Below are 13,379 nucleotides of genomic sequence, written 5' to 3' on the forward strand. Positions count from 1 at the left end.
GGCCCGAAACGGAACCAACGACCCAAAACGAACGTCTAACTAGGGTTGGGCTGAAACTCGCCAGGCGGTGAGGAGGTGGCGGACGAGGCGTTCGCGGACGTCGGGAAACAGCGCGGTCAGCGTCTCGTCCATGGGGCGGGTCACCACGATGAGTTCGGAGGCAAGCTCGATGGGCGTGGCGTCAGGACTAACCAACCCGTGCGGCGCGGCCGTGTCGAGGAGGACTTGGACGTGGCGGAAGAACTCGTCGAGGCGCTCGGAGCTGGCGGGGTGCTCGGGGGCGAGGGCGCCGACGAGGATGCCCACGCCGGCGTCGACAAGTTGCCAGATGAAGCGCTCCCAATTGCCTTCTGGGTCGGCGGAGAAGTCGGTGAGTGTTTTGCCGAGGAGGACGTCGAGTTCGTCGATAAATCGCAGCGCGCACGCCTGTCGCAGCGCGGCGCGGGAGGGGAAGTGGCGGTAGAGTGTAGCGATACCAACACCTGCGTCTTTGGCTACGGCCTCCAGGGTGACTGCGGAGTTTGGGCGGGTCCGGAACTGCTCGGTGGCAGCTGTGATGATTTGGTCGCGCTTTGCGCGCGCGTCTGATCGCATGGGTGTCTCCTCGGGCGCGATACTCTTTCGTCTTGACATCGCCGAATCTGCGGAGCACCATAGCAGGAGTTTTAAGTGATAGCTAACCCTCCACTTGGAGTTTTGAAAATGACAACAATTCTCAGCGCCACAGACCTTGTGCTGCGCAAAGGCGACACGCCGGTGAGCGTCGACGCCGAAGAGGGGTTCAACTTCCTGCACGTCGGGCGCGAGTCCAGCGCCACGACGCTGGCCATGACGCTGGCCGGGCGCTACAAACAGCACTCGGGCGACGTCGACGGGCCGGGGTTCAAGCGCACCGCGCTCGCGGGCGTGCACCTGATTGACTCCCTCGACCGCCAGATCCCCGTGCGCGACTTGCTGCGCGAGCAGATCGCGTGGTCGCAGCCCTTCTTCAAGCCCACCCCGCGGCGCCCGCTGGAGCACGACACCGTCGAGCGCTGGCTGGAACCACTCGGGCTGGAGGACTTGGACGAGAAGACGAAGGTCGGCGAGCTGCACGTGCTCAACCGCTTCCGTCTGCGTATCCTGCTCGCGCTGGTGTCGCGCCCGGAGGCGGAGCTTTTGATCGTGGACGACGTGGACCAGATCCGCGACATGTCGCTGCGCGCCGAACTGCTAGAAAACCTGCACGCCGTGGCCGAGGACGTTGCCGTCCTGGTCATCAGCGCAAACGAGGAGGACCGATGAGCGGACTGCATATTGGCTCGAACTTCCGCAAGTTTCTGCACGGCAAGCTGCCGCCTCTGGCCATGCTTGCGATCATGGTGCTCCCGCTGTTGTTCGGCGGCCTGTTCGTGTGGAGCTACTTCGACCCGCTGGGCAACCTGAACAAGGTGCCGGTGGCGTTGGTGAACTCGGATGAGGGCGAGGCGGGGCAACAGGTCGTCGATAAGCTGCTCGAAGAAGACCCGATGGACTTTCGGGTGGTCAGCGCCGAGGAGGCGCGCGAAGGTATCGCCGACGGTACCTACTACTTAGGTATGGAGATTCCGCGCGACTTCACCGAGGCCGCGAAGAGTGTCAAAGAGGACGACCCGCACCAGGCGAAGATCAACGTCACGCTGAACGAGACCAACGGGTTTATCCCCACCATGCTGGGCAGCCAGGCGACCCGCATGATTACTGATGCGGTGTCGGTGACGGTCGGCTCGAAGGTGGTGGAGCAGCTCTTCGTGGGCTTCAACACCATCAACGACGGCATGGGCCAGGCCGCCGAGGGCGCCGGCAAGCTCAACGAGGGCGCGAAGAAGGCCGGCGAGGGCGGGCAGAAGCTTGACGACGGCGCGACCAAGCTCGACGACGGCATGCAGGAATTTAACTCGAAGCTGCAAGAGCTGCCGGGCGCGGCGCACAAGCTTGACGACGGCGTCGGGCGGCTTGCCGACGGCGCGAACCAGCTCAACACCGGCATCGGCACCGCCGCTGACGGCGCCAACCAGCTCTCCGAGGGCATGGTGACGCTGCAGTCCGGCACCGACAAGCTCGGCGCGGGCGCATCGCAGGTCGCCGGCGGTGTGGACAAGATCGCGGGCGTGGCGGGCCAGCTGGGCGCGGCGCAGGCCGCGTTCGCGGACATCGACGCTTCGCTGAGTCAGGTCATCCGCGACCTGGACGCCTCCCCGATCCCGGGCACCGCGGAGCTCGCGGCGCAGGCCCGTGCTACGCAGGCGAAGCTGCACAACGGTGCGCTGTCGTCGGCGATGGATTCGAGCCTGGTGGGCCAGCTGCAGCTGCTGCAGAACGGCGCGCACCAGATCGCGACTGAGCTGAACGACCCGAATGCGCAGTACCGCGGCGGCGTCAACCGTGCGACGGACGCCTCGCAGCAGCTGGCGGCCGGTCTGGCGAAGCTGCAGGACGGCTCCGGCACGCTGGTCGCCGGTGTGGCGCAGCTCAAAGACGGCACCTCGCAGCTGGTCGTGGCGGCGAATACTGCCTCGGACGCGTCCTCGCGTCTGGCGGACGGCTCCAACCAGTTGGTCGTGGGCCTGGGCGCGCTCAACGACGGCCTGGTGCAGCTGGACAGCGGCACCGGCGAGCTCAGCGTCAAGCTCCACGACGCGCAGGAGGAGGCCCCGACGTGGCGCGGCGATCGTCTGGACAAGGCGGTCGAGACGGCGTCGCAACCGGTGGTGCTCAACGACACGGGCGATGACCTGGCCTACTTCGGCAAGGGCCTGTCGCCGTTCTTCCTCTCGCTGTCGCTGTGGTTCGGCGGCCTGATCCTGTACATGATCATGAATCCGATCAACCGCCGCGCGATCGACTCGGGCACGCCGGTCTACCGCGTCATGCTGGATACGCTGGTGCCTTCCTTCCTCGTCGGCGCGGTGCAGGCCTTCTTCCTGTGGGCCGTGCAGGTCTTCCTGCTGGACATCGACCCGACGTACACGGGCACACTCCTGCTGGTGCTGGTGGGCGTGTCGTGGGCGTTCATCTCGTTCATCTATATGCTCAACTGCATTTTCGGGAAGGCGATCGCCCGCCTGCTCACCATGGCGCTGATGTCGCTGCAGCTGGTGGCGTCGAACGGCCTGTACCCGCCGGAGGTGCAGCCGAAGTTCATCCAGTGGGTACACAGCTGGGACCCGATGCGGTACTCGGTGGACCTGATGCGCTACGCGCTCTTTGGCACCAACGGCGGCGATCCCCGCATGATTCGGGCGACGCTGGTGCTCATCGGCATCGCGATTGCCTCCTGGATCGTGTCCTGCCTGGGGCTGAAGCACCTGCGTCAGATCCCGGAGAAGGATCTGCACCCGGAGCTGTCGGTGTAACGGTTGCCAGGAACAAATTGTAGACGTATCATCAACTTTGTAATGGACCCCACCTACAAAGGAGACACCATGTTCCGCAACGAGAAGAAGAACCCTAGCACCCGCCTGGCCGCTGCCCTGCTGCGCGTGCCCACCGGCCTGTTTATCCTGAACTCCGGCGCGGGCAAGCTCGGCGCCGACGAGGGCACCGCCCAGTTCCTCCACGGCATGGCACAGACCGGCATCCCGGCGCTGAAGGATGTGGACCCGAAGACCTTTGCCAAGTTCGTCGCCTACTCCGAGACCGGCATCGGCGCGGCCCTGCTCGCCCCCTTCGTGTCCAACCGCCTGGCGGGCGCAGCACTTGCCAGCTTCGGCGCGGGCCTTCTCACTATGTACTTCGGCAACGACGCCATGACCGAGGACGACGGCATCCGCCCGTCCCAGGAGGGCACCGCGCTGTCGAAAGACTCCTGGCTCGTGGCCATCGGTGCCGCGCTCATGGCACTGCCGCGCAAGTAAGCAAGCCGCGGCGCGACTAAAATGTTTCGCGTGAAACGTCTCGCCGCCCTCACGCTTATTACAGCTCTCGCCCCGGCCACCCCGGTTGCACAAGCGCAGCCGTGGGACCTGGTGGCGCCGAGCTGTACCCCGGTCCACGTCGTGCAAGCGGCGGGGTCCGGGTTTTCGCATTCCTGGGACCCATCCGCGCGCGAGTCGCTTTTCGACGACAACTCCTCCCCCGCCGCCGACCTCACCGAACACTTCGGCGCCCGCACCGTGCGCACCTACCAGGTCCGCTACCCCGCCTCGCTCGGCCGCTTCAGCGCGCTCGGCAGCGCCAGCGGCGGCATCGAGGGCACCGAAACCGCTACTTATGGCGAGTCCGTCACCCTCGGCACCGACGACGCCGCCCGCGAGATCCGCACCGTCGCCCGCAACTGCCCGCGCACCAGGTTTATCCTGATCGGCTACTCGCAGGGCGCGCACTTGATTGGCGATGTCGCGGCGGCAATCGGCCATGGCAAGGTGGCGGGCGTGGGGCCGGATCAGGTGGCTGCGGTGGTGTTGTTTGCGGATCCGGGGCGTTCGGGCGTCGTGAAGCAAAGGCCCTTAGGCGACGCGAAGCTGTACGCGCCTGCGCCGAAGGGGCAGCTGGCACGCGGCGGCGAGCTGGTCAACGGCGGCGGATCGGGCGTTGTGCCTGGTCGTGTGGGGTTGGCCGGCGAGCGGGCGCTGAGTTTTGCCGGGCTGGAGGGCAAGGTGCTGTCGCTGTGTAATGCGGCGGACATGGCGTGTTCGACGGATCCGGCGTCGGCGCTGCGCGATTTGGCGAATGTGGCGATGCGCGAGGAGGTCGTGGGCCCGCCGAACGCGGCGACCGGCATGCATGTGCTGGAGTTTTCGCGGCAGCTGGACGCCGGTGTTCCCCTGCAGCAGGCGGTGCGCGTCTCGGGGCTTTCGCTTCTCGACGCCACCACCGCCGCCCTCATCATCGGCGAAATCGGCCTCTTCGCCCAGGCCGCCGACCGCGCCACCAGCGCCGAGCAGGCGGCGACCCCAGCGGAGCAGCTCGCGGCCGTCACCTTAATGTCCGCGCTGCCGAACCTGGCGAAAGAGGGCGTGACCTGGACGTATTTGCTACCCGCGCTGGAGGGGCTGCGTGGGGCGATGCCTGAGGACAGCGAGGCGGCAGGCTGGTACGACGTCGCGCTGGAGGCGATGCGGGCGACCCAGGCCACCGAACGCTTCTACCTGCAGCTGGCTGGCGCGGGCGTGGTGCCGCGCGTGCCCACTCCCACCGAGCAACGCCAGGCCGCGACGCACGCCGCGGTGAGCGCGCTGATGGACCAGGTGGCTGGTGCTGCGGGACTGGACGCCGCGATGCGCAACCCGGCCAACGCGAACCTGTTGGCGTCAGCGGCGCAGGCCGGCGACTTCGGGCCGCGCCACATGTCCTACTACAAGCTGGGCTACACCGACAGCCCCGGCGGCTTCAACATCGACGGTCAGCGCGGCTACGACTACGTGCTCGACTGGCTCGACGACGTGGTCCGCGGGGTGCTGCGGGAGCGGTGAGCTACTTGAACGCCTTCGTCGCGTTGTCGATGGCGGCGTTAATCTGCGCGCGTACGCCCTCCAGCCCCGGGATCGGCAGCTGGGACACGGCGATCAGCGCGAGCAGCAGCACCAACGGAGTCGCGATACCCACGGAAGAGGCGACAGTCTTCGGGTCCGCGGAACCGTCCTTCGGGGTGTTGCCGTTATTGCTGGACTTCGTGTTGATGTCGAAGCTGTAGCCGGTGGTGTTCTGGACGTTGTCGATCACCGGGACGAACGACAGCGTGCCACGCACGCCCTGCTTCGGGGTAAGCACCATGGTGTTGCCCTCGCGGGTGATGTCGACGAGGTCGGTACCCTCGGCAATGCCGATGTCGCCGCCTGCCTTGTCGAAGGTAACGGTGATCGCGCCGGTGTCCGCGTCGCGCTTGGTGCTGGCGATGTCCTTGTTGCGTGCGTTGAACTCGTTGTCGGTCGGGGTGGTGCCGGGGAAGGTCAGCGACGTGGTCTTGCCCTGGACGATCCCCAGGTTGTAGGTGCTGATGACGTTGCCGTCCTCGTCCTGCTCCTCAATCACCACGGTCTTGCCCGCAGCGTCTGCCTTCGGTTTGGCCGACCACTGGTTGCCATCGGTACGCACGGTTTCGAGGTGCTCCTCGCCGTCGATGACGACGAACTTGTTGGACTTGTCCACCACGGATGCGCGGAATTCGCCGTTGGTGGAAATGTCGAAGTTGTAGACACGAGCGTCTTCGGGCTCCGTGATCGTGAGCTTGTAGGTCGCGAAGACGCCGAATCTGTCACTCAGCGCGATGGTGACGGTACCGATCTTTCCAGCGCGGCCGTTGATGACGAAAGCGCCGCTGTCCTCGCGCACGCGGACCAAATCGATGCCGTCAATGTCGTTGCCCTCCGAATCCGTGGCGGAGACGAACTTGTAGGTGTCGCCCTCCTCCTGGTTGATACGCGCGGTGGCAGCCCAGGTCATCTCCTTCTCGACGACCGTATCCCGCTCAGCAGGCGTGATGTTGACGATGGAGCGCTCAAAGACGTGGCCATCCTCGGTACGGTTCTCAATGACGACCTTGCCGCCTGCGCTGCGGTTCGGGGTGACCTCGATCTTGGACTCGCCCAGGGTCGGGACGCTCTGGAGCAGATCCTCGCCTTCGGTGACGTAGAGACTGGTGCCAGTCAGCCCCAACTCGTTGTAAGGCGTGATCGTGTACACGGACTCGATCGGCTCAAACGGGGTGACCGAGTAGATGTGCTCGGCGACTGGGGTGTTCTCGTAGCCGTTGTCCTTTTGTTCGAGGACGTTACCGATCTCGTCCATGACGACTTCCTGGTTGACCTTCCGAACAAACTCGGTGACCTTGAACTTGCCCTCCGCGCCCGGCTTAAACCTCAGCTGCAGGTCGTCTTGGAGATCCTTGCCCTCATAGGCCTCTGGGTTCTCGAAGAAGTCATCGAGACTTGCGCCATCCAGCGGTTCGACTGTGAAGTGATTGTCCTCGTAGTTGTGCGATCGGAGCTTGACCATCGAGAGATCAACAACTTCGTGTACCGGTGTGGAGTCTGGTCGCTTGGCCGCAATGTAGACGGTTACGTTTTGAACGAGACGACCTTCGCGGTCCTTGATGTTGATGACGGCGGTGCCACCGTTCTTCTTCAGCTCAGCGTCGTCCTCATTCGGAGTGACGATCCAACCATTCTCTGCCGCAGTGATGTTTACAAGCTCTTCGCCCTGGATAACGTCGTACTTCCCTCCAGCAGGGCGTGGCAGCTTCGTGCTTCCCATATACGGGAGGGACTCGTGGACGATACTCTTCGTCGCGTACTTCCGATTCACCACATCGAAGTCGTGGGGACGCTCGGTGCCGTCGGCGTCAGTGACCACTACGTGGGCCGTGCCTTCGTCGCCCTTGGTCGAAGGGATCACCTTCCACACCGGTGTGCCGTTGATCTCGGTCGCAGACACCGACAGCAAGTTCTGACCCGTCGTGACCTTTGCGGTGCCGCCGTTCCTGGCAATGTAGGCAACTGTGCTGGTGGGCAGCTGGCGGTACACGGTTTCCTCGGGAGCGCGTGGCGGGGCGTCGATAATCTGCTCCGGCTCCTTCGCCGGGGCCTCCGAGTTGATGGTGTTGTTGAGCTGCAGGTGGTAGATGTGCTCGTTCGCTTGCTCATCGGTGATGACGACCGTGGCGGTAGCGTCGCCCTCGAAGCCCGGGCGCGGTGCAAGCACGAGCTCGTGGTCACGCTCGCCGCGGGTGACCTGGACGTACTTCGCGCCCTCGGTAACGTCAAAGGTCCAGTGGCCCTTGATACGCAGGTCCAGGTCAATGGTCTTGGACTTCTCATCGGCGGTAAACCCTGCAAACAGGAAGTACTCCGTTGAGGTGCTCTCAGTCGCCTCGGCGTTGTCAGGCAGGTCGAGCCCTGGCTGGTAGAGGGAGAGCAGACGCTCGCCCTCCCCGCCGAGAAGCACGGTGATGTACTCATCCTCGCCCGCAGTGAGCTCCTCGATCTTCTGCGTATCCGGGACGAGGACGTAGTTCAGGGTCTCGTTCGCAGAGCCCGGCTGGGTCCTCTGCGCGACTTTGAAGCCGGTGAGCTCGTAGAAAGCGTTCGCGTGGTTGTTGAGGACGTCGGTACGTGCCGTGTTCAGGGTTGCAACGTCGTTGCCAAGCAGGGCCCGCGTAAAGAGCAGTTTCTGCTCAAGCTGCTGCTTCAGCGTGGTTGAAGGCGCGGATTCGTACTCCTGGAGATCCTTCTGAAGCGCTTTGACCAGATTGATCGCGGCGACACGAACCTGGGTATCCAGGCTCTCGCCTTCGCCCACGCGACCAGACTGGCCGGTCAGCTTGCGAACCCGAACGTCATCGAGGTTGTTTGCCGCGTCATCGATGCTCCAGGCTGGTCCGAGGTCAGTGCGAAGCGGTGCGACCGCCCCATCAAAACCTTTCGCTTGCTGGGCAAACTTTGGCTGGAGAGCCTTGAACTGGCGGAGTGTGCCGGGCGCGACAGGCTGGAATGCTGCTTCGGCGACCTTGTCTGCGGACATCTTGTCTTCAGCGAAAGCATTAGGAGTGATGACGGCAGTGGCGCTAGTAGCGAGGACGCTGGAAATAAGTGCGGCTATGGCGCGCTTCTTGAGGGAGGGTTGCAACGGGAATCCTTCGAACTTTCCGAGAAAGCACAACGCGAGGTTGGACTGTCCTGGAAATAAGGTGGGTAATGACAGTATCTATTCTGTCACACCGACGGACGCCTCGCCGCAGACTTCAATACGTCTTTGTGTTATGGAGAATCTCATGTGGGTAAGAAGCGGAAAGCCGCTTGCGTGGGGTTTCCACACAAGCGGCTTTCTTAAGGCGTTAGAGACTACTTCTCGTCAGCAGCCTTCTCATCCTCCGGCTTCGCAGCCTCGGACTCAGCAGGCTTACCGGACGAGCCGTACATCAACGTCTCGTTATCGGTAGCCTTGCCCAGCTGGTAGGAGGACGTTGCCTCCTGCTGGCCGCAAGCACGCAATACCGCGTCGCCAATCAGCAGGCCAGCGGTAATCAAGCCGAGACCGCCAGCAGCGATACCGATCATCTGCGAATTCTCAATCGCAAACGCGCCCTGGACACCTGCAGCACGCTGCGCGCGATCACGGTCGTAGATACCCAAACCCTGCTGGATACGATCATTCGCCTGCTTGATCGCAGCGTTGAGCTGACCACGCACACCCTCCAGACCCGGGATGTGCACCTGGGACAGGATGCCCAGCGGGATCAGCAGCAGCAGCGGCGAAGCCAAACCAACCAGCGAAGCAATGCACTTCGGGTCGGAGGAGCCAACGTTGACGTTGCCACCGCCCTGGTTGTTGCTGGTGTTGACTCGCACCTTTACTTCGGAAGCCGACTTGTTCTGGGAACCTTCAAGCACCGGGATGAAGATGACCGTGCCGTTTGCGCCCTGCTTCGGGGTGAGGATGATGTTGTTACCGTCGCGGCTCTGGTCGACGAGCTCGGAGCCCTCAGCGATCGCGACGTCGCCGCCTTCCTTGTCGAAGACAACGGTGATCTGGCCGGTCTTCTCATCACGGATGATCTTGGCAACATCGCGGTTGTCGCCCAGGAACGCACCGTTGGAGGTGAGGCTCTCCGGGATGATCAGCGAAGTGATCGTGCGGACCAGGATGCCATCCTTGTCGTACTCCTCGGTTACAACCGTCTTGTTGTCGGTGCCGGACTTCGGGGTCAGCGTGAAGTTGCCCTTGTCATCCTTGCCCGTGTTGACGTGGTCGGCACCCTGCACAACCTTGAAGGTGTTGCCCTCAGAGATCGGCTCGTAGGCCTTCGCCTGGCCAACGATCAGGTAGTCACGCAGGTGGCGGGAACCGCTGGTTGCGCCCTGGACGATCTTCAGGTTGTAGGTGTTCAGAACGTTGCCGTCCTGATCCCACTCCTCAACCGTCGCGGTCTTGCCCACGCCGCTCTGCTTCGGCTTCACGGTCCACTGGTTGCCATCGTTGTTCGGAGTCTCGAGGTACTCGCCACCGTCGATGACGACAAACTGGTTGGACTTCTCCACCAGGGTTGCGCGGAACTCTGCATTAGTGGAGATCTGGTAGTCGTAGACGCGTGCGCCCTCAGCCTCGTTGATGGTGAGCTTGTAGGTCGCGTACACACCACGGTTGTCGCTTACCGCAATGGTAACGGTACCGGTCTTGCCAGCGCGGCCGCTGACGACGAACTCACCATTCTCTTCCTTGACGCGGACGAGATCGTTGCCGTCGACGTCGTTGCCCTTCGCATCCTTAGCGGAGACAAACTTGTAAGTATGGCCCTCTTCCTTATTGATGCGTGCAACCCCGCTCCAGGTCATCGTCTTCTCGATGACATTGTCCTTGGAGGCTGCGCGGCCCGGGGTGATATTGAGGATGTAGCGCTCGAAGACGAAGCCGTCATCGGTGCGGTTCTCAATCACAACCTTGCCGTTAGCGTCAGCCTTCGGAACAAGCTTGAACTTGGACTCGCCATCAGTCGGAATGGATTCGAGCAGCTTCTGCCCCTCGGTGACGTAGAGCTTCTTGCCCTGCAGGTCGACCTCGTTGTCCGCCGTGATGGTGTAGGTAGACTCACTCGGCTGGAACGGCTTAACGGTGTAGACGTACTCGGTGATCGGGACGGGCTCTTTCTTGCCCTTAATGTGTTCGACAACGTTGCCCTTTTCATCCCGGACAATCTTATCTTCGCCAACTCGCCAAATGTACTCGGTGACCTTGAACTTACCCTCAGCGCCTGGCTTGAACTTCAGCTGGAGGTTATCCTTGATCTCCTTTCCTGCGTACTTTTCCGGCTCTTTGAAGAAATCGCCCAGGTTGGTGCCATCGAGTGGCTCAACAGCAAAGTAGTTGTTTTCGTTGTCGCCAAGGAAGACATTAACTGTGGAGCGGTCCGCGACCTCGCGTTCGCGCGTCACCTTCTCGACATCGCCGGTGACGTCACGCTCGATGTTGACGGTGAAGATCCCAACAAGGCGATCCTCGCTGTCCTTGATATTGATGACGGCAGTGCCGCCTTCTTCCTTCAGCTTAAGATCATCCTTGTTCGGAGTGATCTGCCAGACCTTCTTCCCGTCGGTTTCACGGGTCGTCTCCTCGATGTTGAGCTGCTCTTCATTCAGCAGGTGATCGCCCTTCACTACCTCATAGCGGTAATCCTCACGACGCTCAATCTCAACGTTGCCGGTGTAGTTGATGTTGTGCTGGACGACCTTTGGGCCACCGTTCGGGTCCTTAACTACCTCGAAGGTGAAGGTGTACTCAACGCCGTCCTTGTCGGTGAAGACGACGCGCGCGCTGCCCTCTTCGACCTTCGGAACGATCTTCCAAACCTTCTCGCCATTGACCTCGACCTGCTTAATATCGAGAACGTCCTCGCCCTCGATGATCTTAAAGTCGCCGCCGCGGTACTCAACGAAACCGACCGAGGTGTTCAGGATCGTACGGGTGACGTCGTACTTCGACTCCTTATTCTCGATCGTGATGATGTTCTCACGCTCGTTGCCCTGCTTATCGGTGATCGTCACAATCACTTCGCCGGAAGTCACGCCATCCTTCGGGGTGACGGTCAGGCTGCCCTTGCCGTCATCCTTAACCTCGACAAGCTCGCCGCCCTTGACCTTCTTCCAGGTCTCACCCTCGTTGTACTTCAGCACCTTGAAGCGGTCACCCTCGCCGCCGGTGTTGATGTTGTAGAAGAAGTTGTTCACCTTCACATTGATGGACTCATCAATGTTGACCGTGTTGTTGATGGTCAGGCGGTAGACGTGCTCACGACCCTGGTCATCGGTGACCACGATGGTGACCTTGTGCTCGCCATCAATGCCCGGGCGCGGGGTAACGATCAGCTGGCCGTCCTTCTCGCCACGCTCGACGATGACGTACTCAGAACCCTCAGTGATTCGGAAGCTCCATGAACCGCTGATGCGCTTGTCCAGCTCAATGACCTTGGACTTTTCTTCCTTGGTGAAGCCAGCGAACTGGTAGTACTCGTAGACTTCCTTGATGGACTCGTAGACCTTCTCGGTGTAGTACTTGGAGTCCTTGTTCACCGTGACGGTCGTCGGCTCGCCTGCAACGGTCTTGGTGACGGTGGTTTCGCCAGCAGGAACGGTGCGGGTTGTGGTGACCTCCGGGGTCTCGACCTGGGTAACAGTCTTCTTCTCACCAGGGACAGTCTCTGTGACGGTCGTATCGGCAACCGTCGAGGTGACCGTCTTGACGCCACCCTTCTTCGTCTCCGTGACGATCTCCGGTTCAGGCGTAATGGTCTTCGTCTCAGTAACCGGGGTACCGTTCTCGGTCCGCACAACCTCGGTGGTCTTCGCCGGGTGCGTCTTAGTGGTGGTGACGACCTCATCCGGCTCGGTAACCGTGGTAACGGTCGTGAAAGCCGGCAGCGTGCTGGTACGCGTGACCGTTGTCGGCTCCTCAGTCACGATCGTCTTGGTCGTCGGCTTGCCCGGCTCAGTCACCGTGGTGACGTGCTCCGGCATCGTGGTGACCTCAGTGAGGGTCTCTTTCGGGGTCTCCGTGACGGTGGTGCTGAAATCGTAATCTGGCTTCGGCTGCCACGACAGATCCAAGCCAGGCTGGTAAATCGTGATCAAGCGCTGGAAGGTCCATTCCTTGCGCTTGTTCATGTTCCAGTTGTAGTTCTTCGGAACAAGAACGGTAACAAACTCGTTCGGGCCGATCTTCTTCTTCATGTCGTCGAGCTTCGACTGGTTCGGGACCAGGCGGTAGTTGACGCCATCAGACGGGTTCTGCACGCGCGTGATGCTGAAGCCCGTGAGGTTTTGGAACTTAATCAGATCGCGATCGTGAATGAGCTCGCGGACGCCGTTCAGCTCACTCGGGTTGTTACCCAACAGTGCCTGAAGGTAGCGGTTCTTCGTCTGGATGTCTTTCTCCAGCGAGGAGGAAGAAGTCTCCTCCCACTGCTTGAAGTCCGTGAGCATCTGCTTAGTCAAGGTGATCGAAGCGATGCGGATGTTCTCGTCGATGGCATAGCCCTGACCAACACGGCCAGACTGACCGGTGAGCTTGCGCACCTCGAACCCGTCAGGGTTGTTCCACGAGCTATCAATACCCCAGTCGATGCACCAGCCAGGTCCCTGATTGGTGGACAGCACCTGCACTGGCTGAGTCCACTTCGGGTACCGTTTTGCAAGCTTGCTCTGCTCAATCTCGAATTGGCGCAGCGACGCCTCGTCGAGGCGCTGGTAGGCCTCTACGATCATCTGGTCTGCAGCAGAAGCCTCGGGGACAATAACAGCGGTGGTACCGGTAGCGAGGACACCGGAGATAAGCGCGGCCATAATGCGCTTCTTTAGATTTGCGTTTTGCAACGGCCCAATCCTTAAAACTTGTCGGAGATAATCGAAGCAGCCTGGAGATCTCCTGAACAC

At 61.9% G+C, this 13,379-nt stretch carries 7 protein-coding genes; 4 read left to right on the forward strand and 3 right to left on the reverse strand.

Features of this window, described 5'->3' with window-relative positions:
• Positions 1-39 precede the first annotated feature (39 nt).
• Positions 40-594, reverse strand: coding sequence for a TetR/AcrR family transcriptional regulator (locus tag HMPREF2990_RS02175; protein ID WP_070762506.1), 555 nt, complete (start codon positions 592-594; stop codon positions 40-42).
• 108 nt (positions 595-702) lie between these two features.
• Here HMPREF2990_RS02175 and HMPREF2990_RS02180 point away from each other — a divergent pair, with 108 nt between their 5' ends.
• The 4 genes from HMPREF2990_RS02180 to HMPREF2990_RS02195 all read left to right on the forward strand — a co-directional run bounded on the left by HMPREF2990_RS02180 (position 703) and on the right by HMPREF2990_RS02195 (position 5,432).
• Positions 703-1,284 (forward strand): DEAD/DEAH box helicase family protein, encoded by a 582-nt coding sequence (locus HMPREF2990_RS02180; RefSeq protein WP_070762507.1) that lies wholly within the window; start codon positions 703-705, stop codon positions 1,282-1,284.
• The gene (locus tag HMPREF2990_RS02185; protein WP_070762508.1) at positions 1,281-3,374 is read left to right on the forward strand and encodes a YhgE/Pip domain-containing protein; all 2,094 of its coding nucleotides are present in this window, start codon (positions 1,281-1,283) and stop codon (positions 3,372-3,374) included. The genes HMPREF2990_RS02180 and HMPREF2990_RS02185 overlap by 4 nt, the downstream gene beginning before the upstream one ends.
• 69 nt (positions 3,375-3,443) lie before the next feature.
• A complete protein-coding gene (locus tag HMPREF2990_RS02190) occupies positions 3,444-3,875 on the forward strand; it encodes a DoxX family membrane protein (RefSeq protein ID WP_070762509.1) in 432 nt (143 codons plus the stop codon).
• 30 nt (positions 3,876-3,905) lie between these two features.
• Positions 3,906-5,432: a cutinase family protein gene (locus HMPREF2990_RS02195; protein WP_168167108.1), complete on the forward strand. Its 1,527-nt coding sequence runs from the start codon at positions 3,906-3,908 to the stop codon at positions 5,430-5,432.
• Between the two features lies 1 nt (position 5,433).
• On the opposite strand, the gene HMPREF2990_RS02200 is transcribed toward HMPREF2990_RS02195, so the two are convergent.
• Entirely contained in the window at positions 5,434-8,583 is a 3,150-nt protein-coding gene (locus HMPREF2990_RS02200; protein ID WP_070762511.1) for a hypothetical protein, read from the reverse strand.
• Between the two features lie 215 nt (positions 8,584-8,798).
• Positions 8,799-13,319 (reverse strand): hypothetical protein, encoded by a 4,521-nt coding sequence (locus HMPREF2990_RS02205; protein WP_141757764.1) that lies wholly within the window; start codon positions 13,317-13,319, stop codon positions 8,799-8,801.
• Between the last annotated feature and the right edge of the window lie 60 nt (positions 13,320-13,379).

The sequence above is a fragment of the Corynebacterium sp. HMSC071B10 genome (assembly GCF_001814825.1).
In the GTDB taxonomy this organism is placed as follows: domain Bacteria; phylum Actinomycetota; class Actinomycetes; order Mycobacteriales; family Mycobacteriaceae; genus Corynebacterium.